Origin of the sequence: Roseibium aggregatum IAM 12614, from assembly GCF_000168975.1 — a bacterium.
In the GTDB taxonomy this organism is placed as follows: domain Bacteria; phylum Pseudomonadota; class Alphaproteobacteria; order Rhizobiales; family Stappiaceae; genus Roseibium; species Roseibium aggregatum.
Genome location: NZ_AAUW01000016.1, coordinates 40,187 through 65,353, shown reverse-complemented (window position 1 = coordinate 65,353; position 25,167 = coordinate 40,187). Strand labels below are relative to the sequence as shown.

General features: G+C 60.5%; 28 protein-coding genes and 1 pseudogene. 9 read left to right on the top strand and 20 right to left on the bottom strand.

From position 1 onward, the window contains the following. The first annotated feature begins 10 nt into the window (after positions 1 to 10). From SIAM614_RS20495 to SIAM614_RS20485, 3 genes are all read left to right on the top strand, one after another. Positions 11 to 385, top strand: coding sequence for a DMT family transporter (locus SIAM614_RS20495; protein ID WP_006937520.1), 375 nt, complete (start codon positions 11 to 13; stop codon positions 383 to 385). Between the two features lie 2 nt (positions 386 to 387). Beyond that, entirely contained in the window at positions 388 to 891 is a 504-nt protein-coding gene (locus SIAM614_RS31290) for a nucleoside deaminase (protein ID WP_229597985.1), read from the top strand. A gap of 67 nt (positions 892 to 958) precedes the next feature. Then, entirely contained in the window at positions 959 to 1,375 is a 417-nt protein-coding gene (locus tag SIAM614_RS20485; RefSeq protein WP_006937518.1) for a MarR family winged helix-turn-helix transcriptional regulator, read from the top strand. Positions 1,376 to 1,780: 405 nt separating this feature from the next. Here the strand turns inward: SIAM614_RS20485 and SIAM614_RS20480 are convergent, their stop codons facing one another. Then, positions 1,781 to 3,214: a glyceraldehyde-3-phosphate dehydrogenase gene (locus tag SIAM614_RS20480; protein ID WP_040440694.1), complete on the bottom strand. Its 1,434-nt coding sequence runs from the start codon at positions 3,212 to 3,214 to the stop codon at positions 1,781 to 1,783. A gap of 372 nt (positions 3,215 to 3,586) precedes the next feature. Then, complete coding sequence (locus SIAM614_RS20475) at positions 3,587 to 5,242, bottom strand: winged helix-turn-helix domain-containing tetratricopeptide repeat protein (RefSeq protein WP_198137363.1); 1,656 nt, start codon at positions 5,240 to 5,242, stop codon at positions 3,587 to 3,589. A gap of 98 nt (positions 5,243 to 5,340) precedes the next feature. Here SIAM614_RS20475 and SIAM614_RS20470 point away from each other — a divergent pair, with 98 nt between their 5' ends. Next, positions 5,341 to 5,565 carry a tautomerase family protein gene (locus tag SIAM614_RS20470; protein ID WP_006937515.1) on the top strand — a complete coding sequence of 75 codons (225 nt, stop codon included), beginning with the start codon at positions 5,341 to 5,343 and terminating at the stop codon, positions 5,563 to 5,565. A gap of 142 nt (positions 5,566 to 5,707) precedes the next feature. Here the strand turns inward: SIAM614_RS20470 and SIAM614_RS20465 are convergent, their stop codons facing one another. From SIAM614_RS20465 to SIAM614_RS20445, 5 genes are all read right to left on the bottom strand, one after another. After that, complete coding sequence (locus SIAM614_RS20465) at positions 5,708 to 6,529, bottom strand: hypothetical protein (protein ID WP_006937514.1); 822 nt, start codon at positions 6,527 to 6,529, stop codon at positions 5,708 to 5,710. A 71-nt stretch (positions 6,530 to 6,600) separates the two neighbouring features. Next, positions 6,601 to 7,386 (bottom strand): hypothetical protein, encoded by a 786-nt coding sequence (locus tag SIAM614_RS20460; protein ID WP_006937513.1) that lies wholly within the window; start codon positions 7,384 to 7,386, stop codon positions 6,601 to 6,603. A 16-nt stretch (positions 7,387 to 7,402) separates the two neighbouring features. Then, entirely contained in the window at positions 7,403 to 7,873 is a 471-nt protein-coding gene (locus tag SIAM614_RS20455) for a hypothetical protein (RefSeq protein WP_157139987.1), read from the bottom strand. A gap of 160 nt (positions 7,874 to 8,033) precedes the next feature. Next, complete coding sequence (locus SIAM614_RS20450; RefSeq protein ID WP_006937511.1) at positions 8,034 to 9,407, bottom strand: tetratricopeptide repeat protein; 1,374 nt, start codon at positions 9,405 to 9,407, stop codon at positions 8,034 to 8,036. Positions 9,408 to 9,431: 24 nt separating this feature from the next. Then, positions 9,432 to 10,199 (bottom strand): FkbM family methyltransferase, encoded by a 768-nt coding sequence (locus SIAM614_RS20445; RefSeq protein WP_006937510.1) that lies wholly within the window; start codon positions 10,197 to 10,199, stop codon positions 9,432 to 9,434. Positions 10,200 to 10,399: 200 nt separating this feature from the next. Between SIAM614_RS20445 and SIAM614_RS33545 the strand changes: the two are divergent. Further along, positions 10,400 to 10,504, top strand: a pseudogene (locus SIAM614_RS33545) (FkbM family methyltransferase); the annotation flags it as partial. Between the two features lie 147 nt (positions 10,505 to 10,651). Here the strand turns inward: SIAM614_RS33545 and SIAM614_RS20440 are convergent. The 8 genes from SIAM614_RS20440 to SIAM614_RS20405 all read right to left on the bottom strand — a co-directional run bounded on the left by SIAM614_RS20440 (position 10,652) and on the right by SIAM614_RS20405 (position 16,993). Then, positions 10,652 to 11,092, bottom strand: coding sequence for a DUF6165 family protein (locus tag SIAM614_RS20440; protein WP_006937506.1), 441 nt, complete (start codon positions 11,090 to 11,092; stop codon positions 10,652 to 10,654). A gap of 178 nt (positions 11,093 to 11,270) precedes the next feature. Then, positions 11,271 to 11,921 carry a glutathione S-transferase family protein gene (locus tag SIAM614_RS20435; RefSeq protein ID WP_006937504.1) on the bottom strand — a complete coding sequence of 217 codons (651 nt, stop codon included), beginning with the start codon at positions 11,919 to 11,921 and terminating at the stop codon, positions 11,271 to 11,273. 47 nt (positions 11,922 to 11,968) lie between these two features. After that, positions 11,969 to 12,625: a ribonuclease T2 family protein gene (locus SIAM614_RS20430; RefSeq protein WP_006937503.1), complete on the bottom strand. Its 657-nt coding sequence runs from the start codon at positions 12,623 to 12,625 to the stop codon at positions 11,969 to 11,971. Between the two features lie 31 nt (positions 12,626 to 12,656). Then, on the bottom strand, positions 12,657 to 13,109 hold the full coding sequence (locus tag SIAM614_RS20425) for a cytoplasmic protein (protein WP_198137362.1): 453 nt from the start codon (positions 13,107 to 13,109) through the stop codon (positions 12,657 to 12,659). 97 nt (positions 13,110 to 13,206) lie between these two features. Further along, positions 13,207 to 14,055: a 23S rRNA (adenine(2030)-N(6))-methyltransferase RlmJ gene (locus tag SIAM614_RS20420; protein ID WP_006937501.1), complete on the bottom strand. Its 849-nt coding sequence runs from the start codon at positions 14,053 to 14,055 to the stop codon at positions 13,207 to 13,209. Beyond that, positions 14,052 to 14,579: a GNAT family N-acetyltransferase gene (locus SIAM614_RS20415; protein ID WP_006937500.1), complete on the bottom strand. Its 528-nt coding sequence runs from the start codon at positions 14,577 to 14,579 to the stop codon at positions 14,052 to 14,054. The genes SIAM614_RS20420 and SIAM614_RS20415 overlap by 4 nt, the downstream gene beginning before the upstream one ends. Before the next feature lie 235 nt (positions 14,580 to 14,814). Beyond that, positions 14,815 to 15,675, bottom strand: a complete 861-nt coding sequence (locus SIAM614_RS33455; protein WP_006937499.1) for a cold-shock protein — start codon at positions 15,673 to 15,675, stop codon at positions 14,815 to 14,817. A gap of 214 nt (positions 15,676 to 15,889) precedes the next feature. After that, positions 15,890 to 16,993: a DUF1176 domain-containing protein gene (locus SIAM614_RS20405; RefSeq protein WP_040440693.1), complete on the bottom strand. Its 1,104-nt coding sequence runs from the start codon at positions 16,991 to 16,993 to the stop codon at positions 15,890 to 15,892. Positions 16,994 to 17,162: 169 nt separating this feature from the next. On the opposite strand from SIAM614_RS20405, the gene SIAM614_RS20400 reads away from it, so the two are divergent. Next, a complete protein-coding gene (locus SIAM614_RS20400) occupies positions 17,163 to 17,852 on the top strand; it encodes an MBL fold metallo-hydrolase (RefSeq protein ID WP_006937496.1) in 690 nt (229 codons plus the stop codon). Positions 17,853 to 17,911: 59 nt separating this feature from the next. On the opposite strand, the gene SIAM614_RS20395 is transcribed toward SIAM614_RS20400, so the two are convergent. The 4 genes from SIAM614_RS20395 to SIAM614_RS20380 form a co-directional block, all read right to left on the bottom strand. Beyond that, positions 17,912 to 18,871 carry a DUF1402 family protein gene (locus tag SIAM614_RS20395; protein ID WP_040440726.1) on the bottom strand — a complete coding sequence of 320 codons (960 nt, stop codon included), beginning with the start codon at positions 18,869 to 18,871 and terminating at the stop codon, positions 17,912 to 17,914. Between the two features lie 269 nt (positions 18,872 to 19,140). Further along, complete coding sequence (locus SIAM614_RS20390) at positions 19,141 to 19,491, bottom strand: DUF6665 family protein (protein WP_040440692.1); 351 nt, start codon at positions 19,489 to 19,491, stop codon at positions 19,141 to 19,143. Between the two features lie 51 nt (positions 19,492 to 19,542). Next, on the bottom strand, positions 19,543 to 20,868 hold the full coding sequence (locus tag SIAM614_RS20385) for an MFS transporter (RefSeq protein ID WP_208984056.1): 1,326 nt from the start codon (positions 20,866 to 20,868) through the stop codon (positions 19,543 to 19,545). After that, positions 20,865 to 21,428 (bottom strand): chalcone isomerase family protein, encoded by a 564-nt coding sequence (locus SIAM614_RS20380; RefSeq protein ID WP_006937492.1) that lies wholly within the window; start codon positions 21,426 to 21,428, stop codon positions 20,865 to 20,867. The genes SIAM614_RS20385 and SIAM614_RS20380 overlap by 4 nt, the downstream gene beginning before the upstream one ends. A 424-nt stretch (positions 21,429 to 21,852) precedes the next feature. Here SIAM614_RS20380 and clpS point away from each other — a divergent pair, with 424 nt between their 5' ends. The 3 genes from clpS to SIAM614_RS20365 all read left to right on the top strand — a co-directional run bounded on the left by clpS (position 21,853) and on the right by SIAM614_RS20365 (position 24,500). Then, positions 21,853 to 22,155, top strand: coding sequence for an ATP-dependent Clp protease adapter ClpS (clpS, locus tag SIAM614_RS20375; protein WP_006937491.1), 303 nt, complete (start codon positions 21,853 to 21,855; stop codon positions 22,153 to 22,155). A gap of 192 nt (positions 22,156 to 22,347) precedes the next feature. Continuing rightward, complete coding sequence (locus SIAM614_RS20370; RefSeq protein WP_050789440.1) at positions 22,348 to 23,352, top strand: NAD-dependent epimerase/dehydratase family protein; 1,005 nt, start codon at positions 22,348 to 22,350, stop codon at positions 23,350 to 23,352. Continuing rightward, a complete protein-coding gene (locus SIAM614_RS20365) occupies positions 23,352 to 24,500 on the top strand; it encodes an aminotransferase class V-fold PLP-dependent enzyme (protein ID WP_006937489.1) in 1,149 nt (382 codons plus the stop codon). The genes SIAM614_RS20370 and SIAM614_RS20365 overlap by 1 nt, the downstream gene beginning before the upstream one ends. Before the next feature lie 9 nt (positions 24,501 to 24,509). Here SIAM614_RS20365 and SIAM614_RS20360 read toward each other — a convergent pair whose 3' ends face one another. Next, positions 24,510 to 25,112, bottom strand: a complete 603-nt coding sequence (locus SIAM614_RS20360; protein WP_040440722.1) for a sugar transferase — start codon at positions 25,110 to 25,112, stop codon at positions 24,510 to 24,512. Positions 25,113 to 25,167 lie beyond the last annotated feature (55 nt).

The window sequence follows — 25,167 nt, the reverse complement described above, 5'->3', positions numbered from 1 at the left end:
GGAAACTGAAATGACGACCACGGATGAAAAGACCCAAAGCAGCGGGCGAGCATGGAGCATGTTGATGCTGGCGAGCGCCTTCGAGATCGGCTATGCGCTCAGCGTTGGCGGTAGCCAGGCGTTCACGGTCCTGAGTTGGTCGGCCGCCGCCCTGGTGTTCTTCCTGCTCACGCTTTACTTCCTCAGCGCCGCCTTGCGAACGATCGACGTGGGAATCGGTTACGCGGTGTGGGCAGGCATCGGCTCTGTCGGTGCGGCAGTCTTCGGCAGCGTCCTGCTCGATCAGCCCCTCACGCTGGTCCAGGCAATCTGGCTGGCGGTCATCATTGCCGGCGTGGTTTGGTTGAAGCTCGCTGACAGCCCGGCGCTGCAGGCGGAAGCCTAGTGGTGGCCGCTCATTCGCCGACCCGCATCACGCAGCTCATGGAGGAAGCCGTCTCTTTCTCCGTGGATCATGTTCGTGATGGCGGCATCCCGTTCACGGCCTTCGTCGTCGATCGCAATGGCGAGATCCTCGGACGCGGTGTCAACCGCGTCCGGGAGTATCACGATCCCACCGCCCATGCCGAGGTCGAGGCAATACGCGATGCTTGCCGCACCCACGGCACAGTGCATCTGCACGGGGCAACGCTTCTGGCATCGGGGGAACCATGCGCGATGTGTTACATGAGCGCGCTCGATGCAGGTGTTTCGCGGATATTGTTCGCAGCCGATCGGGACGAGGCTACCGCATATGGTTTCGACTATCGCGGCAGTTATCGCCTCTTCAGCGATGATCCTCAAAGCTGGCGGTCGCCGGTTGTGTGCAAATTGGCTGTTGCGGAAAGGCTGCGCCCATTCCTGGCATTTCGCTCAGGGCCGCGGGGGTTAAACCAGCCCGAATTCCCTTGAGACAGTGATTGCATGGACATACATATGATAAATGTCCCGCTAATCGCTCATGAGGAACGCGCGTGTAATGGCAGAAAAAAGCGAATTATGGCTCAAGCTGATCCAGGTCGTGGCCAATATCGAAGCCGAGCTGGGCAGGACCTTGCAGGAACAGCATGGCGTTGGCCTGTCGGACTATCGTGCGCTCCAGATATTGTCGCGGTCACCCGATTCCGAGCTCCGGATGCAGGAACTGGCCTCGTATCTGCGCCTGAACCAAAGCTCGGTTTCCCGAATGGTCGAGCGTCTGGAGCGTCACGGCCTGACTATTCGCGATCTTTGCCCGGACGACAAGCGCGGTGTCTATACGGTCCTGACCGACAAGGGCCGGTCACGTCTTGAAAGCGCACAGCCCGACTACGAGGCAGCCCTGACTGCCGCACTCAAGGAGCATGGTTGCGAGGAGTTGCTGTCGACGAAATTCGGCACAGCGGAAACAAAATAACGTAACCAGAATTAGCGTCGTCGAGCAGTTAACATTGGGCGAAACCAATAGAACGTCAGCCGGGACTGTGGTCTTTTCGGGTCACCTATCCCGCGAGCCCGCGTTACTGTGATCGGCTGTACATAAGCTGTTTTAGGCGGATATCGGTGGTGAATCGCGGGCCGAATGGGATTCGAACCACTTCTTCGAAGTGATCGACCGGCGCTATCGGCAAGGCCAGCTTCCAGGAAGTCGCAAATGTCTTTCGAACGACTGGAGTGGGAGCGCTTTGCTGACTAGCTTGTTGCGCTCGATCTGCCAAATGCGCTGCGCCATTTCCATGTCAGAGCAACCCGCTACCAATCGGGGAGGCAAAGGCAGGGGCCAAGGCATGGCTTGGCCCCGTGCAGTTTGTTGAGGCCGGTGTTACGCCGGGACTGTCGGGTATTTCATGCCCGCTACTTCTTGCATCAGGCGGATAACCTGGGTGCTGTAGCCTGCCTCGTTGTCGTACCAGACGTAGAGGACCAGGCGGTTGCCGTCGACGATGGTGGCCTGGCTGTCGACCACGCCGGCGTGGGTGGAGCCGACGAGGTCGGAGGAGACCAGTTCGGTCGAGGCTGTGTAGTCGATCTGGTCCTGCATCAGCGACTGTACGGAAACGCCCCGCAGGTAATCGTTCATTTCCTCGGCCGTCGTCTCGCGCTTGAGGTTCAGGTTCAGGATGGCCATGGAGACATTGGGGATCGGCACGCGAACCGCGTTGCCGGTCAGCTTGCCCTTCATTTCCGGCAGGCACTTTGCGACGGCGCTTGCCGCGCCAGTGCTCGTCAGGACCATGTTCAAGGGTGCGGCCCGGCCGCGGCGATCGCCCTTGTGGTAGTTGTCGATCAGGTTCTGGTCGTTGGTAAAGGCGTGGATGGTTTCCACGTGGCCGTTCTCGATGCCGAACTCATCGTTGATCACCTTGAGTACCGGCGTGATCGCGTTGGTGGTGCAGGAGGCGGCACTCAGGATCTTGTCGTCTTCCGTGATGTCGCCGTGGTTCACGCCATAGACGACATTCTTTATGTTGCCTTTGCCTGGCGCGGTGAGGATGACCTTCGATGCACCCGGACATTTCAGATGTTGGCCAAGGCTCTCCTCGTCGCGCCAGATGCCCGTGTTGTCGACCACCAGCGCATTGCGGATGCCGTATTTGGTGTAGTCGACCTCGGCGGGCGAGTTGGCGTAGATCACCTGGATGTAATTGCCGTTGGCGATGATCGCGTTCTGCTCTTCATCGATGGTGATGGAGCCACTGAATGCGCCGTGGACGGAGTCCCGTCGCAGCAGGCTGGAGCGTTTCTTGAGATCGCCCTCCTTGCCGCCGCGCACGACAATTGCACGAAGGCGCATCTTGTTGCCGGCGCCGACGCGTTCGATCAGCATGCGGGCGAGAAGACGGCCAATGCGGCCGAAACCGTAAAGAACGACGTCCTGCGGTTCCTGCAGGATGGAGGTTTTGCCGGTGTTGATGCTGGCAAGCTGCGTCTCAAGGAAACTCTTAACGTCACCGCCTTCTTCCATGTAGCGGTGGCAGAGCTTGCCGAGGTCGACGCGGGAGGCGGCGAGATCCATCTCGAGCATCGCCTTGACGATTTCAAGGCTCCTGGAGACTTCCAGCTCCTGCCCGGTGATCTGCAAGGCATAGCGGTGTGCCTTGATGATCTCGATGGCGGAGTTGTTCAGCAGGCGACGCCCGAAAATGCGGATGTTGATGCCGAAATCACGGTAGAGGTGACCAACGAGCGGGATCATCTGCTCGGCGGCGGACTGTTTTTCCTTCCAGTTCTCGAAGTGATTATCCATAGCCGCCATACACAAAACTCCCTTTTGGTCTTTCCAGCGCAATGAGTGGCAAGTCTTTAGCCTGCGCAGGGTGTTTAGCTCTTGTGCAAACGCAATGTCCATAAGCTGTTTGAAGACTAATCGATTGAAATTTCAGAAAGTGCTTTGTGTCGCATCTCTGTGGTGGAAGGCGATACATCCGGAACCTTGGTGGCGCCGAAGTGTCAGCGCAGGGAGACTTGAAACAATCGGTAAGATGCAGAGAAGAACTTGGAGGTTTGCAAATGAGGGCGTGTATAACTTCTGAAATCGGAGTTCGGCCCCAAGCAGATAGCGGCCGTCACACAATTCCAGCCTTGATGAGGGACAGGTTTCCGGCAGTGTTGGGGCCGTGAAGCCTTTTCACACCCCGAGGTCCCGCAGGGCTTTTTCTATGGTTTCGCGAGCGCCATTCTCGGCAAAGGGGAAGGACGCAAAGAAAACTTCCGAGCTGATGGCCGGATCCGCCTGTTTTGCCCGTGCCAGCCATTGCCGGGCTTCGGCATCCTTGCCGGCCAGATGCGACGTCAGCGCTGCGATCAGCGAGATATGCTTGTGCGCCCCGATCATCTGCGCCGCCTTTACGCCAAGCTCTTGCGCCTTTGATATGTTGCCCAGTTGAAGTTGCACCAGCGCCCGTGCCGATGTCATGCCATAGGCGAGCGGGTCGAGCGGGCTGAGGTCCAGCGCCAGCGCAAGGTCAACATCGGCCTGCGCTGCCTGTCCTGCCATCACGCTCACCAGCCCGCGTGTGTAGACGCCTTGCGCGAAACTGGGGCTGAGGCTGGTCGCCCGGTCGAACCAGGCGATGGCATCTTCAAGCCGGCCATCGAGCCAGGAACAGCGCCCGGCGTTGAAATGGGCAAAGGGATCGAACCTGTCGGTCTCCACCGCCTGCTGGGCCAGCGCGCGTGCCTCTTCCACCTCCGCTGCGGGATCGTCTGAAAAACGCATGAAAGCGGACTGGAAATGCGTGAAGGACAGCCCGCCCATCGCGCTGGAGAAATAGGGATCGCGCTCCAGCGATTGCGTGAACAGTGCCGCCGCACGGGCGTTGTCCTGCCGGTTGAAGCGGTACATGTGATCCAGGCCAAGGTGGAAACAGGCCCAGGCATCGAGTTCTCCCGGCGCGCGCCTACGCGCGATCCGCGCTTCGTTCTGCGGGATCTGCACCGCCAGGCTGGCAACCACGTGGCTTTCGATTTCCGGTCTGAGCTGCTGCAATTCGGTGAGGCCGGCACGATAATGTTCCGCCCAGATCGTGCCGCTGCTGGTCATGTCGATCAGCGATACGCCGATCGTGAGGCTCCCGCCCGTACATTCCACCGTGCCGGTGAGACCATAGCAAACACCGAGTTGCCGGCCGGCGGACAGCGGATCCACATCGGGCCCGCGAAAGCGGAAGCTCGATCCGCGTGCGATGACGAACAGCCAGTGCAGGCGCGACAGATCCGCAATGATGTCGGCGGGCAGGGCATCGGCCACGATCTCATGCTGACCCGGTTCGCCGAAATACTGGAAAGGCAGGACGGCGATGGAAGGCCGCCCGTCGAGGGCGTTCTTCAGCAGGTTTTCAATTGCCGGGGCGGCTTGCTCCTCGGTGATCAGATCTGAAGGTCTGGGATGGGCCGTTACCTGGGCACTGGTAACCTCGGTCTCTGCGATAAACCGGAAGCCCTTGCCGTGGATTGTCCGGATGACTTTCTGTGCGCTACCTTTGTCCCCCACCGCCTTGCGCGCCGCCTTGATGCGTGCCGCTACAGCGGTTTCGGAGACGATCCGTCCATCCCAGACATGCTCGATCAATTCGTCTTTGCTGACCAACCGGTCGCGGTTTTCCACCAGCAGCAAGAGGAGAGAAAGGACCTGCGGCTCGATCGCCACGCGTTCGCCACCACGGCGCAATTCGAAACGTGCGCCGTCCAGTTCAAAGCCGTCGAAGGTATATACCAGGGCGTCAGCTTGCGGCACACATCCCCCTTTCCCGAAAGTCTTCATGAAAAGGTCAGTTATATTCATGTCCTCGTCAAGCATTGCCGCTGGGTAAGGCGTATCTCTTGTTCATCGGGAACAGCCGATAGTTTTGAAACACTGAAACATGAACCAGGAGATATGAAATGCCGTTGGTAACGATTGATGTCATCAAGAACGTTTTCACCCCCGAACAGAAGCACCAGCTGATCGAAAAAGTGACCGAAGCCATGGTCGCCGTGGAAGGCGAAGCCATGCGCCCGGTTACCTGGGTCCGCGTTATGGAAGTCGAGCAGGGTGATTGGGCGATTGGCGGCCAGCGCCTGGGAGCTGCGGACGTTCACGCCATGTCGGGCAAGAAAGTCGCCTGACCCGAGCGAAAAACTGTTGCAACAAGGGCCGTGCCTTCGGGCGCGGCCTTTCGCGTTTGGGCAGGCAGTTGCAGACAGCTCCTCAGGGGCGAACGCTGGTTGGTTGAGACCCTTCCGCTTCAGCTGAACAGGCCGCCAGCGGTCAAACCTCAAGCGAGGGAAAGTCGTCGCGCAATTTGTCGGCATATCTGCCTTCGAACGTGTGTTGCCCTGCGTGGCGGATGGTGGTTTGGCAGTCGAGCCAGATTGTGCCGCTGCAACCACGGACCCAGCGCAGGCTGAAGCTCTGATCTTCGTGCAGGAACAGCCGTCCGTCCGGCGTCGGCAGATGGCCGAAGAAGTCGTAATACTCCATGCCGGCATGGGCCGGGATCAGGGACATGTCGGGATAGTGGGTGACGACGCCGCGTGCCACCATTGTTTCGGGCACCTTGCGGCTCAGCAGTGTCAGGCCCTGGCCCCCTGCCGGGATGGAGATGAAGCCATCACGGTGCTCAGGCTGCCAGTCCGTGTTGTCGTAGTCGCGAAGCTGGTGGTTGTAGGTCGTGCTGCGGGAGATGAGCTGTTCCATCGGGGTTCGCTCGGTTTTCGGCAGAGCGGCTTCGGCTTCAATGAGGTGCCGGAGCAGGTCCCAGTTGTAATATTTCTGCGGGTAGGACGCGCTGACGAAATCATCGCCGAAGGCGATCAGCCGCCAGACGGCCTCGGGCGAAAACTCCATGTCGGAATCAAGCATCAGCATATGGCTGAAGTCCTTGTGAGCGAGAAACCTGCTCATCAGGTGATTGCGGTTGATGACGAGGTTGGCCGCGCCGTAGGTTTCGAAGGCAAAGGGCAGTCCGTGACGCTGAAACTCCTGTGTCAGCGCGATGAGCGAGCGAACGGTCGGCAGTTCGACCTGTCCGCGGGTCGGCATCGCGATCATGATGACGAGTGGAGTTGCTTCGCCAGCCTCGTTCGCCATTTCCTATTCCTTCTTCGGAAAGCGGTTGGCTCGAACCGCCGCCTCGGGCAGCCGCGAGGGGCACCGGTTTTCTAGGGTTTCTTTTTCGGTTGAACGAGGTGTGCCGGCCGCAGCTCTTCCGCCGCCCTGAAGAGTGAAAATGTCTGGTTCACAAAGCCGACAACACCGTTGATCTGCTGCAGATAGGCCTCCAGCTCCGGTGTGCGCTCCGCCTCGACCAGCTGGATTGCCCGTGACTGGGGCAAGACTTCAAACAGGACATAGAACAGTGGGTCGCCGCGCCGCAGTTCAAGAGGTGCCGAGATATCGTGCCACTCGAAAGCCCAGGTCAGCGTTCGCGGCCAGACGTTGATCGGAAACCGTCCAGGGATCATCAGACCGGGCAGGGGCGTTTTTCTGAGATGCTGAAAGGGCGGAAGCTGCGACATGTAGGTGGGCTCGTCCGCTATGAAGATATATGGCAGGCGCATCTGCAGGATCGGCCTGCCGGGGTCGCGCCATTCCTCACGCGGATGAAGGATGATGAGATTGGCAAAGACATCGTCACGAACCGTGGACATGGGGCCGTCGGCATTTACAACGGCAGGTTCGCCAAAGTCGGTTTCTGCCATGCGAAGTGTCAGGTCGCAGGGACATTGCACCTCGAACAACCGGCTTTCGAGCCCCAGAACCGCCGGGCACGCAGTCACCGATTTTGCATGGGTTCGCGGGCGTGAGGGCGAAGGCTGTTTCAGCCTTTGCGGCGGCTTGTAGATCAATCGGGATTCGTTTTCCGCCAGAAGCCACCCGATTGTCGCCGGGCCGCTTTCTTCGCCGTCTCCGCCGTGCACGTCAACGCTGACGTTGAAACTCAGCACGGGCGGGCCGCCCCTGTTACCGCCGGAACTGTGCACTGATCCAGGGCGGGGCTGGGAGCCAGCGGTTGAGGCTCTTGTCCAGATAAAGGCCGGTGACGATGTTGTAGGAGACAGTCTCCGGCTGGCGGGTAAAGGGGTTGGTGACCTGCCGCGTCAGAATTTGCGAACCGCGATAGCCCGGTGCAAAGACGGTATTTGCCGATGGTGCCCGGGAGCCGGGGTGGCCCGCATAGATCGTTTCCATCACCGGCAACCGCGAGCCGGGATGGCCGGCGTAGATCGTGTGCATGGCGGAGCGCCGTGCGCCTGGGTGCCCCGCGTAGATGGTGTCCATGACGGGGCGGCGTGCGCCTGGGTGCCCTGCGTAGATGGTGTCCATCACCGGTCGCCGCGCGCCCGGATGCCCTGCATAGATCGTGTTCATCGCCGGCCGTTTGGAGAAGGGAGCATATCCAGCCGGGCCGGCGGTGAGCGTTTCAGAATGCATTTGCCCCGGCCGGCTGCCCATGGAGCTGTCGGCGGATGGCTTTCGACCAGCACCCAACTTTGCGAGATCTTGATCGATTCCCGGCTTCTTACGGTCGACCAAAGCTTTTCCCTCAATATCCTAATAATGTTGAAGATTTAATTCTAAAACTGACATAAAGTTACAAAATACCTCTGCTTTTCGCAACTCTTTTCAGAGCTTCCCTTATATTGCCGACAACATCGGTCCAGTTGCGCGATTTCTCTTGCCGGAAATAGCGCATGCCCGGATACCAGTCCGATCTCTCCCCTTCAAAGCAATGGTACCAATGGGGAAAAGTGTCGAGCAGTACCCAGACCGGCGTGCCGACCGCGCCCGCGATGTGGGCGGCCGCGCTGTCGGTCATCACGATGATATCCAGCGCCTGGATCAGGAGGGCGGTTTCGGCAAAATCGAAATCGTCGCAGTCGATCACGAGATCCCCGAGCCCGCCCTCGATCAGCTGGCGTTGCGGAGGGCCTTTCTGCAGACTGAAGAGCTGGACGAAGGGGAGTTCGGCAAGCGGCAGAAAATCCTGGAGCTGTGCTGCCCTGTCCGCGTTGCCGCCATAGTCCACGTTTCCCGACCAGATGATGCCGACCCGCAGCGGCGCTCTTGCCCTTGCCAACAAACTGTCGCGCTTTTCGGCAAACGACGAGTCGCCCTGCAGGCGCGCCGGTGGATGAAGAGACGGGTCATTGACGTTCAAGAGTGAGGGCAGCGACAGCAGGGACACCTGAAGCGCGCAACCATGCGGGCCATCTGCTTCATCGACCCATTCGTCGACACCTTCGAGGGACTGCAGGAGGCGCAAAAGGGCAGGCGGACACAGAAAATGGACCTTGGCACCCGTGGCCTTGAGCGCGGGCAGGAAACGTACCGCCCAGATAATGTCGCCATAGCCGCCCTCGGGCAGGACCAGGATTTTCTTCCCCAAAAGCGGAGACCCGTCCCAGAAGGGCAGGTGCTGTGATGCCGCCGGGCTGACGTTTAAGCCGAAGCGGTGTTCCCAAAGTGGCCAACCAGCCTGATAGTCCCGTTGTCCCAAAGCCAGCCAGGAAGCTTCGATGGCTGATCCGGCATCATGCGGATTGTGGCACAACAGCTCCCTGAAGGTGGCCAGGGCTTCGTCGCGCTGGCCTCTCCTGGAGCGGGCAACGGCGAGGACATAGTCGATCTCCGGATCATCCGGCTGCCGGTTTTTGAGCTGTTCCGCCACGCGCAAAGCGTCGCCCGAGCGCCCGAGGCGCAGATAGTGCGCGATAAGGCGGTGGAGGGCGGTGGCGCTCGCCGGCTGTGTGGCAACGGCCCGGGTAAGGCACGCAAGGGCTGCCGTCGGCCGCTCCTCCAGACTATGAACTTCAGCCTGGAGCAGCCAGGCGTCCAGATGATCCGGGCAAAGCTCCAGACAGGCATCTGCGTAGGCAATTGCCGCCGCGCATTGCTCGCGGCCGAAGCTTCGTAGAGCCAGGGCGTATAAGTCGTCTGCCGTCAGATGGCCGGGATCCCTGGTCATGTGGTTCTTGCCGCCGTCTCTCGCTCACGTGGCTCTGTAGATTTCGTCGATGCCAATGAATTCGATCACCTCGTATCCTTTCCCGGCCATGAAGGAGGGGATCTCGGGACTGTCGGAAATGTTCTCGATGCTCCAGGTGTCGACCGGGACAGTCTCGAAGGGAAACTCCCGCAGGACGGCCATTTCGCCGCCTTCGACATCCAGGGAGAGATAGTCGATCCTGTCGATGCCCATGTCTTCGAGAATGTCCCGGATCGAGCGCACGGGAATCCTGGCAATACGCTCGTCGTGCTCGGGGTGCAGACGGATCCTGTCCAGAAGATCCGGCGCGATGCTGTCTATAAGCCCACCGCTTTGTGTGTAGCCTGACCGGATTTCGAGAAAGTCCGCCACCGGCACCGGCGCGCCTACTGCGGCGTTGAGACAGGCGCAGCGGCGCACAGAAGCTGCCTGCGCATAGTTGGAAGGTACGGGCTCTATCAGAAGCCCGGTCCAGCCAAGTTCCTTTTCAAAGAAGAGCGTGTTCGATCCGGTGATGCCGTCATAGCCGCCCAGTTCCAGAAAAATGCCGCCCTCGCGGTTCTTCAGAACGGCATCGTTCAGAAACTTGTCCTGGCCGGAATTGCTGAAATACGCTCCGTGCATCCCCAGAGCCTTTTCCACCACCCAAAGCTCGTGCCGCAGGCTACCCCGGACCGGGCCGAACACATGTTCGAGCTGACCGGCAAGCGTTTCCCGCAAGTCGGTCAAGGTTTCCTGGGGATACGTGCTGTAGATTTCCGTCGTGGTCATGAGGCGGTGGGGTCCTCAGTTATTTGACAATGGCGCGTAACTGAATGCTTCAAGTCTAGCCTTAACTTACCTTAGGTTAGATCGGTAAGCAGCCGAAGATCAAGGTGTTCAATCAACCGGTCCGCCTCTGTCCTGGCTCTTTGTAGAATAGGTGAAGAAGCCGAGGTGAGTCACTCGATAGCCGACGCCAGGACAAGAGCGTGGCGGCGGTTGACCTGATCAAGATCGACACGCAAGGCTTTCAAGCCGAGGTGTTCGAGGGCGCGGCACGGGTGATTTCCGAGATCAGGCCGCGACTCATCCAGATGGAATTCAACTGGCATCAGATGTTTCGCAGCAAGACGCTGAACGATTTCGCCGAGATGCTGCCGGGGTATGACGTCTATCAGTTGCTTCCAGATGGCTGGGTGCAGCGGGATCCAAGAGATCCGCTTTCGAACGTCTACCAGTTTTCAAACTTCGGTTTTGTTCTGAGACGCAGATGGGTTGTCCGGAAGACTGCAGCCGTCCGAATAGGATCTTACCTCGACAATGCGGGAGCCGAGTTTGGTATTGATCTCCCGTTTCAGCGCTGTGCGTTTGTCGTTGGTCTGATAGATGCGCCTTGCCACATTGACGAAGCCCTCTCCGAAATCCTGCGCGCGTTCGTAGTTCCGGATGTCGTCTTCCAGGCCCCAGAGGGTTTCGTTTAGGCTCTTTAGCTGGGCCTTCCTGGCCTGGAGCTCGGCGGACTTAGGCAGGTGGCGGTCGAAAACGTCGGTGAGTGACGACAATTCGAAGTGGACATGGGTCAGTTTGTCCGGTGCGGATATGCGGGACGCCTTGATTTCAAGGATGGTGATCCTGTCGATGAGTTCAGCCGGTGAACCCGGTATGTAGATCAAGTCGACCAAGATGCATGCCCCGTGCGCTCATTCCGCTGGCATTAGAACTGTATCACCTAGTTGCCCTTACGTTAATCGGCGTCGCCAATGGGGCCACACCTCGTTCTGGAGGGGAATGGCCTGCGGTCGAAAAAAGCCAGCCCGGCGTCATGCGGGCTGGCTGATTGGGGCGACTGCGCTCAGGTGATTACCGCAGCGGGGCCGGGTCGTTTTCCGGCACGGGAGTTGGCGCAACCCTGGTGTCGGTGAAGGCGGGCACGGCAGCTTCGAAGGCGTCCAGCCAGGCCACCAGCTTCGGATGGGTCTCGCGCCATTTACCGGCAAAGCGGAGGTCCAGATACCCGAGCGCGCAGGCCAGCGTCAGGGAGCCTGCGTTGACGCCTGCGGCGGTGGCCGGCGTGGGCGGTGTGTTGTCTTCGAAGTGCTTCAGGCCGCGTTCCATCTTGCCTGCCTGATAGGCGTCCCACGCCGGGTCACGGTACTTCTGTTCCTTGAAACGCTTCTCGTAGACCCGGAGAATGGCCGCATCCATAATGCCGTCAGCCAGCGTCTGGTCGCGCAGGACCGGAAACCGGGCTTCGCCTTCGGGAAACAGCTTGCCGCCGCCGGCCAGGAAATCGAGATATTCCAGAATGACGGAGCTGTCGTAGAGAACGTCGCCGTTTTCCAGAACCAGTGCCGGGATCTTGCCGAGGGGGTTCTGCCTGCGCAGGCTGTCGGAGGGGTCGGCGGTATTGGCGTCTTCAACTTCGACCTTGCCCTTGAGACCGAGAATGGACAGGGCGAGTTTGACCTTGCGGCCGAAAGGCGAAGGGGCAGACGAGCGAAGTTTCATCATGGGGCCGAACTCCTGAAAGACTTGGGCGGTTGGGGTGTCGAAAACGTTCAGCGAGCGCCGGGTGGCGGCACAGACATGCTGCCGGCGCGGCAGCCGGACCTGTCGACCTCGCGGCAGGACCTGAATTCCAGATCCCGCGTGAGGCAGATACGCACTTCCTCAAGCTCGCCCCGGTCGCAGGTGACTGCAAGCCCCTCTTCCGTGAGGCCCGGATTGGCAAGCCGGAAGGCTTTTTCAACGGTGTCGGGCGCGGCCTTGCCGCGTTTGTCGAGCGTGCGGAAGGCCCCCGGAATGGTGATCTTGTCGTACGCCTCGCGGGTAAGAGCGAAATAGTTTTCCGGCGTCAGGCCGGAGCAGGTACCATGCTTGCGCCACTCGTGAAAAACGAGATTGTGGCTCGGCATGATGTCTTCCATCGAAACCGCGATCTGCCGGTCGATGCGCTGTGGTGCGCCATGGCAGCTTTCCGGAAATCCGCGCTCATATTGTGGCCACAGGCCGTGCACGACGAAGCGAAACGGTTTGGAGACGTCGCATTGATGCGGGTTGGCGTCCGCGCCTTCCTGCTTGCAATAGGTCGGCGACCAGGACAGGGCGAGGACGTAGAAATCGAACCTGCCGGGTTCATCGGCCCAGGCGGGCAGGCCCAAAAGCCCCGCCAGGAGGCAGGCGGACAGTCTTCCGATGCGGCGGAGCAGCGCCATGGATCAACCTTCTAGGGGCAAGGCTGGAGCCTCAGTGCGGGCGTGCCGTGCTGCAATGGTCGCCATAGACCCGCCACTGGTCGAGAGGGGCCAGGCAGGCCTCAACATTCCAGCTCAGCCCGACAAAGCCGGCGTCCTCTTCCACCATGTAGTGGACCGCCTGGAGGGTGCCATCGGACAGGCTGGCCGTGCCCTTGCAGTAGCGGCGCTCGATCGGGCTGACATCGCCGCCGCGGGCGTTGACTTCGCTGATTCCGTCGATGCTCAAGATGGTGCGGCCGCCGTAATAGTCCTTGCGGGCGCGGGCGACGGTACCGGCAACGGCGCTCTGAACGGATGCAGCCGTGCAATCCGGCAGGCGCTTACTACTGTCGCTGCCAAAGGAGAAATAGACACGGTCGTCATTCGCGGCCGCCGGTGCAGCCAAGCTTGCGCAAAAGACCAAGGCTGACAGGGTCAAACAGACGGTTCGGGCAATACGCACGGCATAAACTCCGGAAAGCAAACTGTGAGGGAGACGATGGGGGAGCCGGATCGGAAGGTCAAGGTTCGATCCCGGTAAAAGTGTCACTACAGGGGCTTTATTCGCCGATCAACTGCGCCACGTTCCAGCTCGCGCCGGGTCCCTGGTGCAGGATGTCGCACAACCAGGGCAGGACCAGACGCATTTCGTCCGCCAGCGTGAAGGGGGCGTTGATCAGTGTCATCCCGGATCCGAGCATTCTGGTGTCCGGCCCGCTCTTGCCGACATTGAGGTCGAGACACAGCACATCCCGCAGGCCTGCCTCCGCAAAGTCTTCATGCATGCGGCGGATCGCTCTTGCATCCTTCATCGGAAACCAGAGCGCATAGGTACCACCCGGCCATTTCTTGTAGGCCTTCACCACAGCATCGGTCATGCGGAAGAATTCGTCCGTCACCTCGAAAGCGGGATCGATCAGCACGAGGCCGCGCTTTTCCTTGGGTGGCAGAAAGCTGCCCATGGCAAGCCAGCCGTCCAGGTGGATCGTCTTGACCTGGTGGTCGCCCGCGAACCGCTCTGCCAGCGTCTTGAAGTCCGCCGGGTGCAGTTCCGTCAGGGTGAGCCGGTCCTGCTTGCGCATCAATTGCCGGGCAACCATGGGCGAGCCGGGATAGACCGTCAGTGCGTCACCCTCATTGAGCGCCCGTACCGCTGCCAGCCAGGGGGCGAGCAGATCCGCCACCTGCGGCGGAATTTCCGCCTCAAGCACTTTGCCGATGCCAAGTTGCCATTCGCCGGTCTTCTGCATCTCCTGCGAATTGAGATCGTAGAGACCTATGCCCGCGTGGGTGTCCAGGATGCGGAAGGCTTTGTCCTTGCGCTGGAAATAGGCGATCAGGCGGGCCAGAACGACGTGTTTCAGAACGTCGCCGATGTTTCCTGCGTGGTAGGCGTGGCGGTAGTTCATTCTGTCCTGGTTCCCGAAGCCGGTTCGGCTTCGCGCTTGAAGAAAACGACGGCCTTGTCGCCATGATCGGCCTTGCCGATTTCCGTGAAACCGAGCCGGCTGTGGAAGCGCATCGACCCCGGGTTGGCGGGCCGTTCATTGACTTCGCAAACAAACACGCGGCCAGTGCCGGCGAACCGTTCAAACAGGGCACCGTAAAGCGCATCGCCGATCTTCCTGCCGCGAAGGGTCTCGTCGACGCAGATCCGGTCGGTATAAGCGAAGTTGGACAGGCGTTTGCTCAGCCATTGATAATTGCGGCTGTCATAGCCGGTGCCGTCTCCCAGGCACAGCAGGAAACCGACTGGCGCGTCGTCCACGACGGCCACAAGGCAGACCAGGGCCGAATTGACGAGGTCGAGCAATTCTTCGGCGGTCAGCTCGTTCACGGCCGGTACGGCAGCATTGTTCAGCGGAAGCAACGCGCCGAGATCGCCTGGTAGGAATGGTCGAATGGTCAGGGTATCGGATGAAACGGCAAGCATGGGGCACCTATATGGAATTCGGACAGGCCTTATAGGCACTTCGGCGGGATGTGAAAAGGCGTCCGCTGGATCCGTTGGTCGCCGGAAGAGCGGATGATCGGGCTACCGGGCGCAGCTCGAAAACGTGTGGGGGGAGGCAGTGCCGGTATTATCGGTGAAAAGACAGTGGGCGCAGCATGGCTGCGCCCACTGGCGTCATACTCTCGAACTCCTGCACCGCAGGGAGTATCGGAGTTTATTCTTCGGCCGCTCCGCCGTCGTCTTCCTGCGGTGCGTCGCCGTCTTCGAGTGCCTGCAGGTTGACCGCTTTCGGTCCCTTGCCCCGGCGATCCGGTTCGGTCTCGAAAGACACACGCTGGCCGCTGTCCAGGCCGGCAAAACCGGAACGCTCGACTGCGGAGATGTGCACGAACACATCCGCATCGCCTTCGTCCGGCGTAATGAAGCCGAAGCCCTTGTCGTTCTTGAAGAACTTCACAGTGCCAGACTGACGCGGGCCGCGCTCGACCGGCGGCATGTCCCGCCGAGGACGCTGCTGACGGAAGCCACTGTCGCCTTCGCTGCCACCTTCGCGCGGGGCGCCGCCATAGCCGCCACGGCCGCCGCCGCCGCCATAACCACCACCTTCGCGTCCGCCGCCGCCATAGCCGCCACCTTCACGCGGGGCGCCGCCATATCCGCCACGGCTGCCGCCGCCGCCATAACCGCCGCCTTCGCGTCCGCCGCCTTCGCGTCCGCCGCCGCCATAGCCGCCGCCTTCACGTCCGCCGCCGCCGTAGCCACCACGGCCACCGCCGCCGCCGTAACCGCCACCGCCTTCACGGTCGCCACCGCCGCCGTAGCCACCACGGCCGCCACCGCCGCCGTAACCGCCCCGGCCGCCGCCATAGCCACCTTCTTTATTGTCGTCGCGGCCGTAGCCGCCACCAAAATCATTGTCGCGTCCACCGCGGTAGCCACCATCCCGGCCGCCGCCATAGAAGTCTCCACCGAACTCGTTTCCGCCAAAATCACTGCCGAAGTCTTGCGGACCGCCAAACTCGCGCTTGCCGCCGCGCCGACCACGCGACCGCCGGTCCGAATCACCATCGTGCATTACCGAATCACCTTAATTGTTGCGCCCTTTCGGCACATAACGACCAACCTCACCCGCCTTCACAGTCGAGTCACCACACTCAGGCGCACTCCGTGCGCCCGATCAACATTCTGGGATAGGGCTTGAGCAAACCTGCCGCATCCCTCTCCAGCCGCTGCGTTATCATCATAAGGGCGGGACAGGGAAAATCGCAAGAAAATCCTTGGTGGAAGCCTTAATTGGAGGCGTTTTTCAGCGGCCAGGTGTTTGACCAATTGGACAAGTCAGGTTCCGTACCGTCACATGTCTTCCTGGCCGCTTCTTCAAGCAGGACCAGACCGGTGCCATTCCACACCCAGCGGTTCCACAGGCCGCATTCGCCAACGCCCGACCCCTTGAAGTAACTGACGAGCTGCTGGTCGGCCGGAATCCATCTGGCATTGTAGATGAGATCCGTTGCTATCGGACCCTTTTCCGACATGCGGGCAACATGAACCTGACGGGCCGCGCCGTCCTTGCCGGAAAGCACCGCCACATAGGGACTGTTGTAGGCGGTCGGAGCGCCGCAGGGGATGATATAGAGAGCGGCGCTGTCGGCGAGCGGCACACGGACCGCATTCAGGCTGGCGAAGATGGTCGGGTCGATCTCCGAGCAAAGACGGTTGGCAGACCACACGGCGGCGACTTCCGGCGGGAGCTGGTCGGCGCTCATCAGCGGAATGGCATGGGGTGCGTCCCTGGCCGGGTCGGTGCCGGGGGCGACAATGGCAGCAACCGTGCCGGTACGGTCCTGGCGGTTGTCGAGCCAGAGCAGGCTGGATTTGAGGCCAAGCAGAGAGACAGGTACGGCGACAGGTTCGGTGCCGGTGGCGGTAGCAGCGGGCAGGCGGATGGTCAGTTCCTTGCCCATGCGCATGGCATCAAGCAGTGTCGTTGTTGCCGGTCCTGTCGGATACCAGAAGCCTTCTCCACCCAGCGGGCGGAAGCCGGCCGGTGGATTGACCGCCGGCTGCATTTCGCGAAGCTGTTCGATCGGCAGGGCTTCGATGGGAGCGCCGTCCACCTCGAACTTGAGCGTGCCGTCCTGCGGCAACTCGGTGTTTGTGGTCACGCGGACAAGCGGCTGTGCCTCGGCCTGCCAGTCGCGGACGATGCGCACATCGACCCAGACCGACTGGCTGCGGGTGAAGGATGAGGCGAAGCACACGCCCGTATTGCCGCAATCGACCGTCCAGCTTTCGAAGCTGGGGGTTGTCCGGCCGGGCTGCGCCATTGTGCTCGAAGCGCCCATAAGCGCTGCGGCAACAGTCATCAGCAGTGTTAACAGTCGTGGCGTCATCAGCTCCGGCTATCCGAATGTGCTTGGCATCTTCCAACAGGTCCATACATCTTGTACGAAATGCACGCGGCCAGGTGAAGCCGCGATTGATCAGAAAGACGACGCCGGACGGTGTTGTCCCGTATTTGTTACATTGGGCCGTGCAAGGCCGCTGTTAAAGGAGGCTGCCATGGCGCAAGACACTACGAATTCCGGCGGCGGCGAAAATCACGAAGACGGTATGCCGCCGATCCAGGTCATGGTGCTTGCCGTGACGCCTTTTCAGCAGAACTGTTCGCTTATCTGGGACCCCTCGACCATGCGCGGGACGGTGGTCGACCCGGGCGGCGACGTCGACAAGATCCTGGCGGCCGTCAAAAAGCAGGGCGTCAAGGTTGAGAAGATCGTTCTTACGCACGGCCATATCGACCATGTCGGCGGTGCGGCAGATCTTGCCGAAGCACTCAAGGTGCCGGTGGAAGGCCCGCATGAGGCCGATCAGATGCTGATCGACAGGGTGGCCGACCAGGCGGTGCAATTCGGTGTTGAGGGCGTAAAGCCCGTCACGCCGGACCGCTGGATGGTTGAGGGCGATCAGGTGGAGATCGCAGGCCGCATGTTCGACGTGCTGCATTGCCCCGGTCATTCGCCCGGTCACCTGGTGTTTTTCGACAAGGAACTGCGTTTCGCGATTTCCGGGGATGTGCTGTTCGCCGGCTCCATCGGCCGCACGGATCTGCCGGGGGGCGATCATGCGACCCTGATCAAGTCGATCCGGGAAAAGCTGCTGCCGCTCGGGGACGACGTCGCGTTTCTTCCGGGCCACGGCCAGGCCTCGACCATCGGCCACGAGCGCGAAACAAACCCGTTCCTGACTTGAGGCGGAGACAGGCGGCCGGAACTGCGCTGACGGAACGTCCGCTCAGGCGACCAGAGCCGTCAGAGCAGGGCTCTCAGGTCGTCGATGCGGTCGTTGACCAGCCAGCCGTAGTAGTTTTCCTGCGGCCAGCTCTGGCCGCTGCGGCGGAACTTCGCGGCCCGGTCCCAGGGGTCTCCGAGATTGTAGAGCGTTGCGGTCAGGCCGGGGTTCTTCGAAATGTCCACCTTGCCGACGGATTTGTAGGCGGCGATGGAGTCCTGAATGATGGCGGCCATGTAGTGCAGCGAGATATTGGGGTCCATGGTCGCCTTGTAGACAGCTTCTGAATCTGCGGCGGTCAGCTTGCGGAAGTTGCTTGTTCTGGCAACCTTGTCCGTCATCTTGAGCACGGTGAGGGGGCTCAACTGGCCAAGGCCGAAACTCTGGCCGGAATAGAGCGGCTGAAAGAAGGCTTCGTTGAAGTTCTTTCTCGGATAGCGCACGCCGTCGACCGCCCGACCGCGAAACTTGCTGTTCCAGACGTTCTCGTAGCAGGACCACATGCGGTCCGAACTTTTCTGGATGTGGTCCTTGCGGCAGCGCTCGAACTGCGGACGTTCGACAAAGGTGTCGACATGCTCTCCGTTCAGTTCGAAGTCGAAGCGGATGCCTGCATAGGACAGAGCCTTCACATAATAGGATTGCGCACTGTCGAGCGTGTCATAATTGTAGGTATGCTCGCCGACGATAGCGCCGATGATGTGGATCGGGTCGATGCCGTAGCGCGCGGACACACGCTTGATGGACCCCATCAGACGGCGGTCACGTCTCAGAACAGCCAGAACCTTGTCGAACTTGGCATCATAGGATGACTTCGAGGCGGCAGTGCGGCGCGAGGACGCGTAGGGGATCTTCGGCTGGTTCTTGAGCCGGTTTCCTTCCGGAACCACCCGCACCGACTGCGCTTGCACGGTCGTGCTTGTCGCAAGCGGCAGCGCCAGGGGTGCCAGAAGCAGACCAAAAATCAGGTATCCAGTCATCAGTCTGGAAATTTGGCCGAGATGACGGGTCTTCCTGCACACCATAATTTTTCTGCGCCTGGCTTTATCTTGTGTTTCTTGCCGACCAAATGCGGTCATTCCTGCGAACTTTAGCTGTTTCACATAGCTCGCCGGATGTGACTGTAAATAACTCATCTTGCAAAAAGCCCCCAGAAAAAACCACTGCAGCATCGAAGATGCAACCGGTTCCTGTCTCTAGGGCAGGGACATCAACAAAGAAGTGATGCGGGTCACAGGCCTGCGGATTGTCAGGAGACCGGCTTCGGACGGAAGGCCGCAGCAGGTCCCATGCGTAGGCGAACCGCCTTCGGAACGGCCAGGAAATCATAGAAGGCCCTGTGTTGCCGCAAGCCGCACAATTCCCGCTGGATGGTGACATGCCAGAGCGCTTCACCGGCCTCGGCAAGCCGGTTTTGAAGCGTTTCGGTGTCCGTGTCAGGAGCTTCTTCCGCCGACTTCAGATCGGCGAGAGCCTTTTCCAGCTTTTTGGTAAGCCGGGAAAGTGTGGAGGCCTTCTCGTTGAGGACTTCGTTCTCGAGCGCTGCCGCGAGCGGGTCCTTGTCGGCAGGGCTGATCAACTGAGGCGGGCGTAGGGTCATGTCTTCAGAAGGTGCTGCATCGTTCCGGCAAGGGTAATGACAAGCTCAGCGTCACACGGCGGATCGGTTGAGAGCAAGGTCTTTTTCGTACAGTAAAAGTCCGCACAGGGCGAACAGCTTCAGCACGCATGGCAAGGCTGCATAAGTGACGCTGAGCATGAAATTCAGCTCCGCCGTCATTTCGATGCCGGGCTGGTATCCGAACAGGCCGAGCAGCGGCAGGGCAATGCCTGTTGCCAGCGCCAGGGCGGATTTGGACAGAAACGCCATGACCGCAAACAGGCGTGAGGCTTCCCCCTGACGCCGGTCTTCATCGATGTGGTCGGCCAGAATGGCGGGGGGCAGGGCCAGGTCGGCGCCAAGTGCCAGGCCGGAGAGCGCGCACACAAGGCCATAGGCTATCAGGTCGCCCTCTTGAAGCAGCGCTGCCCAGCAGAAGGTGAGGATGGCGACGGCAAGCGATATCTGCCATGCCCGAACCTTCCCGAAGCTGCGGGCAAGCCGGGTCCAGAGCGGCATGGAGATCACGCCGGAGAGAAAGTAAACAAGCAAAAACAGGCCTGTGTAACTTTCAGCGCCGAGCCGGTCGCGGATGAAGACCATCACCAGGACGGCGGGAATGGCGCTGGCGAAAATATTGAGAAACAGAAGACCGAAGAACAGACGCCGCCAGCGGTTCCGAAGAAGGGCCCACCACCCCATCACCGGAGTGTCCGTTTGCGGCGTTTCAAGCGACACCGATCGCATCCAGCGCAGCAGCAACCATAGTGAGACCGCCAAGAGTGGCAGGTAGCCGAGCGTGACATAGAGAAAGGCTGTTTCAAGGCCGGTCAGGGTTGCCAGGGCGGCAGGCAAGACGGATGCGACCAGAAGGCCGGCAAGCCCGAAGCCTTCGCGCGCTGCCGTCACCGGGGTTCTGTTGGAAGCGCTGATTTTCCAGAGGCCGCCAAGGGTCTGATAGTTGATCGTGACGATCGAAAATCCGGTGGTGCAGATGAGCACGGAAGCGGCGAACCAGACCAGGGGGGCAGCTTCCAGGGGATGAAACAGCATCCAGAAGCCTGCACCGAGCATCATCGCTCCGAATGCGAGCACCGCGCCGCGCACATGGTGAAACCGGTCACTGAGGCTGCCGATGAAGGGATCCTGAACAGCATCGAACAGGCGCAGGAAAAGAAGAATGGCGCCGAGCGTCGCAACCGGCTGCTGCAATGTGACGGCATAAAAGTCCGGGGCGTGGAGGTAGATCGGCAAACCGGCAAAGGCGAGGGGAAATGCCATCGCCCCATAGGTAGCCAGGCTGGAAAGCGTCACGCTTCCGGCGTCGTCTTCCTCTTGCCGATGTGTCGTTTCGATGCCCGACGAGCGTGGCGTCACGAACCGGACCCGACCAGCTTTGCACGTAGCTGCGGATTACGCGTGTTGCCGCCCAGCCAGATCGAGAAGAACTTCTTTGTGAAGGCCGGATCGGTGATGGTGCCAAGCTTCCTGTTGCCGAGGTAGAACTCGGCATGACCGCTGCCGGTGCGGACACCCGTGATGGACTGGCCGGGCGTCACACTCGGGAAGATGGCTTCCATCTGAGCTTGCCACTTTGCCAGTTGCGCGTTCGAAACGCCCCCCAATCGCCGGATTTCCTTGACCGAGCTTTCGGCAATCTGCTTGCCCTTGAAGCTTCGCAGATAGGTCAGCTTCAGGGCGAAAGGCGCCGCAGGGCTGTAGTTGCCCTCTGGGGCGTAAAGTTCGGCGTCGAACACCTTGAACCCGAGGAAGGTCATTCTTCCCTTGCCGACCAGCTCTGGCGAGGGCATCAGCCTGGCTGCCGAGCCGAGATCGGCAAGAGCGGGGCCAGCCGGTAGGGTCACGGTCAAAGCCAGGAGCAGCGCGGCGGCAAATCCGTGCCACCGAAACCTGTGTGTCGTCAATTGAAGAACCATCGAACCATCCTCCGAAAACCATCTCATGGGGCCCAGCCACAAACTCTCTACGAGGGAACATTGCTGCCGGATTAGTGGCCCCCGCCTTCGTTGATGGTTGCGGTCGGCAGGCGCTCCTGGTCACCTTGGCTTCACGGAGAGATCTGGAGCGCCGCCGGCAGACGATCGTCGTCGGGCGTCTTGCTGGCGCTTATTTCCGCTTTGTGATCGCAAGATTTCCGGCTGTCATGTTTTCTTCGATTTCGCGATGCAGTATAGTGGGGTAAAGCAAGGGCCGACTGTGGACGCTGCGTCATGTCAGATGATTGCATCGGGAGCTGAACAGGTCCGCAAGCACGTCGCCGGAGGAATAACCGGCACATTTTCCATTTATCAGGTGAGACCGCATCGTGCGGACCCTAAAGCGTCAGCTTGGACGATTGTCATGAGTGAGATCGATTTCAAACCGAAACTGAAGCAAAAGACGAAAGTACAGCGGCCGAAGCTCTACAAGGTCATGCTGCTGAACGACGATTACACGCCGCGGGAATTTGTCGTCCTGATCCTGAAGGCGGAATTCCGTCTGGACGAGTCTCAGGCGGAAGTCGTGATGATGACCGCGCACCAGAAGGGCGTCTGCGTCGTCTCCGTTTATCCAAGGGACGTCGCAGAGACCAAAGCCACACGCGCCATCGATGCTGCGGTTCGACTGGGTTATCCGCTGCAGTTCACCGTAGAGCCGGAGTGACGTCGCAGGCTGGTGATGCTCTTTTACCGGCCAGACTGCTACGAGCCTGACTGTTACGGGCAAGATTGTCGCCTGCCAAGCGGCACTTGCCTGGCTGTTTCCAACTTTTGCACACCATCTTGCCGACAGCGGCTGGCATGAATTCTGCTGATGATGCACTCAAGTGCTGCAGACATCAGGATTCGTGCCAATATGGAACGTTGCGCAAGAACAATTGCTCCGAAACAGAACATTTCCTTTCGCAAGATCGTTGTCACCGGAGGCCTGGGTTTTATCGGGTCGAAGGTTTTCAAGCGTGTCGCCCGGATGGCAAATGTCGCCGAGACGGTGATCCTCGACCGCGTATCATACGCGGCCGATTTTCGGCGTCTGGCGCCCGTCGGAGACGCGGGCGACTTGCCGGTCATACGCGGCGATATCCGCTCGCCGATCGACGTGGCAGCGGCGCTGCATGATTGCGATGCCGTGATCCATCTGGCGGCGGAAACCCATGTGCCCCGGTCTTTTACCGCTCCGGAACTCTTTTTCGACGTCAATGTGACCGGCACTGAGGTGCTCTTGAATGCGGCCCTGGACGCCGGTGTGAAGCATTTTATTCACATCAGCACGGACGAGGTCTACGGTCCTGCGCTGGACGAGGTGCGCGAAACGGCTCCCTTGCGGCCGACGACCCCTTACGCGACTTCCAAGGCCATGGCCGAGGAAGCCGTCATGATGGCGGCGCAGAGCGGGTTGCGGTCGACCATCCTGCGGCCGACCAATGCCGTCGGCACCGGGCAGAACCCGGAAAAACTGTTTCCGCGGTTCGTCATGCAGGCGTTGAAGGGGCAGCGGTTGACGATCGAAGGCACCGGAGCCCAGGAGCGCAGTTTCCTGCCCGCAGGCGATCTTGCCGCCGCGATCGGCCTCCTGCTCAACACACAGGACGAACAGCCGCTCGAGATCTTCAACATCTCCGGGGAGGAAGATCTGTCGGTGCTTGAGGTTGCCCGCCGGGTGTCCGACGTAACGGGTGTTTCCACCGGCCTGCATTTCATTCCGGACCGTGAGACCAACGACCTGGCCTATCGGATCGACGACAGCCGGTTGCGCTCGCTTGGATACCGCCAGAAGAGCTCGGTCGATCAGGAACTGCGTGCGATCTGTCGGGACATGCGCTCCCGCGTCCGCCGCTTTGCCGATGAGGACCGCTTCTGATGCTGGACCTGCCGGTCGCGGTGGCATCTCAGCCGATCCGTTTTCATACGACCCACATTCCGCCCGCCACCTATGACGCGGTCGCAACGGCGCTCAGCAGCAAACATCTGCGTGCCGGTGGCAGCTATAGCCGCAAGGCGAAGGCGCTGGTGAGCCGGCATGTGGGCCATGACCGTGTGTTCCTGACCAATTCCTGCACGTCCGCACTGGAGGTCGCGGCGCTGGCGCTGGATCTTGGTCCGGACGACGAGGTTATCGTTCCCACGTTCACTTTCTGTGCAACGGCGACCGCCTTCGCCCGCAAGGGCACCCGGATCGTGCTGGCCGACATCGATCCGGCAACGATGATGGTAACAGCCGAGACGCTGGAGGCGCGACTGACGAGCCGGACGCGTGCTGTCGTGGTGGTGCACTATGGCGGGGCCGCCGCTCCCATGGCGGCAATCAAGGATCTGTGCGATCGGCACAACATCGTCATTATCGAGGATGCTGCGCAGGCTTTCGGCACGAAACAGGATGGCAGGGCGGTTGGTACATGCGGTCTGTTTGCTGCTTATTCCTTCCACGAAACCAAGATCATCAGCGCTGGTCACGGTGGGGCGCTGGTTTTGAACAGCGGCAATCCCCGTCTGCGTGAGCGCGTTGAGGAACTGCTGGCGCGCGGCACGAATTTTCCCGCATTCGCCCGGCGGGAGGTGAACCATTATGAATGGACCTCCGTCTCTTCCAGCTTCGAGATGCCGGATCTGAATGCGGCCTTGCTCTACAGCCAACTGGAGCATGCAAAGGAGATCCTTTTCAAAAGCCGTGCGATCTGGGCTTATTACGAAAGAGCGCTTCGGAATTTGCCGGTCGAGATCCTGCGGCCGGAAAAAGGGACGCAGGCCAACGGCTATTCCTTTGCGTTTCTCGCGCAGGACCGGGAAACCGCGGAACGGCTGCTGCAGGGCTCAGCCATGTTGGGGCTCGGCATGCAGTCCCATTACAAGCCGCTGCATCTTTCCCGGTTCGCCGGGCAAAATCTGGCAGGCAGTTGTCCCGGTGCGGAACGCACCTGGGACCGGCTGGTGCGTCTGCCGGTCCACATGGACCTGAACACCGGCGAAGCGTCCAGGATCTGCGACTTCCTGCAAGCGGACCTGGGCTGAAGCGGCTGACTATTCCCGGTGTTTGGCCGACACTGTCCGGTGCAGCAGAACGGCGAGTGTGGTCATCGCAAGCCGAAAGTGAGAGATGACGCCAGCCCGTTCGAAATAGGCGGTGTCGCGGGAAAGCCTTTCTGGCAGGATCTTACTTGCATAAACCGCCTCGGTATCGGCGGCGCCGTCGATCCAGTGAAGGTTTCTCAAGGCCCACAGGGTGCCCGGGCTGAGCAGGCCCGGCAGGAAGAGAAGCGACTTCCGCATCTCGTCATCGTAGTAGCGGGCGACTATGCTCGGGTCTTCCGGCCTCGGTCCGAAAAACGCCATGTCCCCCCAAAGGATGTTCAAAAGCTGGGGCAGTTCGTCCAGCTTGGTGTTTCTCAAAAACCTGCCGACGGGCGTGATGCGACTGTCGCCGACGGCGGTGATTGCGCCGTCCTTGCTTGTTCCGGCGCGCATGGTTCTGAACTTCACCATGGCAAACGTGCTGCCCCGCAGGCCGGTTCTCTGCGCGATGTAGAACGGTGACTGACGGTCGGTAAGCCAGACAAGAAAGGTAATGCCGGCAAAGAGCGGCGACAGCAGGATCAGCAAAACTGCGGCAATTACCTTGGTCATCAATTCATCGACATGCGGGGAAAGCTGAGGGGCAACGCTCCGGTCCGGCGGGAAA

What these genes read in the sequence shown, in the direction of transcription:
- SIAM614_RS20495 (WP_006937520.1), top strand. Translation starts at nt 11, where the DNA reads ATGACGACCACGGATGAAAAGACCCAAAGCAGCGGGCGAGCATGGAGC.
- SIAM614_RS20485 (WP_006937518.1), top strand. Translation starts at nt 959, where the DNA reads ATGGCAGAAAAAAGCGAATTATGGCTCAAGCTGATCCAGGTCGTGGCC.
- SIAM614_RS20480 (WP_040440694.1), bottom strand. Translation starts at nt 3,214, where the DNA reads ATGGCGGCTATGGATAATCACTTCGAGAACTGGAAGGAAAAACAGTCC.
- SIAM614_RS20475 (WP_198137363.1), bottom strand. Translation starts at nt 5,242, where the DNA reads ATGAATATAACTGACCTTTTCATGAAGACTTTCGGGAAAGGGGGATGT.
- SIAM614_RS20470 (WP_006937515.1), top strand. Translation starts at nt 5,341, where the DNA reads ATGCCGTTGGTAACGATTGATGTCATCAAGAACGTTTTCACCCCCGAA.
- SIAM614_RS20465 (WP_006937514.1), bottom strand. Translation starts at nt 6,529, where the DNA reads ATGGCGAACGAGGCTGGCGAAGCAACTCCACTCGTCATCATGATCGCG.
- SIAM614_RS20455 (WP_157139987.1), bottom strand. Translation starts at nt 7,873, where the DNA reads ATGCATTCTGAAACGCTCACCGCCGGCCCGGCTGGATATGCTCCCTTC.
- SIAM614_RS20450 (WP_006937511.1), bottom strand. Translation starts at nt 9,407, where the DNA reads ATGACCAGGGATCCCGGCCATCTGACGGCAGACGACTTATACGCCCTG.
- SIAM614_RS20445 (WP_006937510.1), bottom strand. Translation starts at nt 10,199, where the DNA reads ATGACCACGACGGAAATCTACAGCACGTATCCCCAGGAAACCTTGACC.
- SIAM614_RS20435 (WP_006937504.1), bottom strand. Translation starts at nt 11,921, where the DNA reads ATGATGAAACTTCGCTCGTCTGCCCCTTCGCCTTTCGGCCGCAAGGTC.
- SIAM614_RS20430 (WP_006937503.1), bottom strand. Translation starts at nt 12,625, where the DNA reads ATGGCGCTGCTCCGCCGCATCGGAAGACTGTCCGCCTGCCTCCTGGCG.
- SIAM614_RS20420 (WP_006937501.1), bottom strand. Translation starts at nt 14,055, where the DNA reads ATGAACTACCGCCACGCCTACCACGCAGGAAACATCGGCGACGTTCTG.
- SIAM614_RS20415 (WP_006937500.1), bottom strand. Translation starts at nt 14,579, where the DNA reads ATGCTTGCCGTTTCATCCGATACCCTGACCATTCGACCATTCCTACCA.
- SIAM614_RS33455 (WP_006937499.1), bottom strand. Translation starts at nt 15,675, where the DNA reads ATGCACGATGGTGATTCGGACCGGCGGTCGCGTGGTCGGCGCGGCGGC.
- SIAM614_RS20405 (WP_040440693.1), bottom strand. Translation starts at nt 16,993, where the DNA reads ATGACGCCACGACTGTTAACACTGCTGATGACTGTTGCCGCAGCGCTT.
- SIAM614_RS20400 (WP_006937496.1), top strand. Translation starts at nt 17,163, where the DNA reads ATGGCGCAAGACACTACGAATTCCGGCGGCGGCGAAAATCACGAAGAC.
- SIAM614_RS20395 (WP_040440726.1), bottom strand. Translation starts at nt 18,871, where the DNA reads ATGACTGGATACCTGATTTTTGGTCTGCTTCTGGCACCCCTGGCGCTG.
- SIAM614_RS20390 (WP_040440692.1), bottom strand. Translation starts at nt 19,491, where the DNA reads ATGACCCTACGCCCGCCTCAGTTGATCAGCCCTGCCGACAAGGACCCG.
- SIAM614_RS20380 (WP_006937492.1), bottom strand. Translation starts at nt 21,428, where the DNA reads ATGGTTCTTCAATTGACGACACACAGGTTTCGGTGGCACGGATTTGCC.
- clpS (WP_006937491.1), top strand. Translation starts at nt 21,853, where the DNA reads ATGAGTGAGATCGATTTCAAACCGAAACTGAAGCAAAAGACGAAAGTA.
- SIAM614_RS20370 (WP_050789440.1), top strand. Translation starts at nt 22,348, where the DNA reads ATGGAACGTTGCGCAAGAACAATTGCTCCGAAACAGAACATTTCCTTT.
- SIAM614_RS20365 (WP_006937489.1), top strand. Translation starts at nt 23,352, where the DNA reads ATGCTGGACCTGCCGGTCGCGGTGGCATCTCAGCCGATCCGTTTTCAT.
- SIAM614_RS20360 (WP_040440722.1), bottom strand. Translation starts at nt 25,112, where the DNA reads ATGACCAAGGTAATTGCCGCAGTTTTGCTGATCCTGCTGTCGCCGCTC.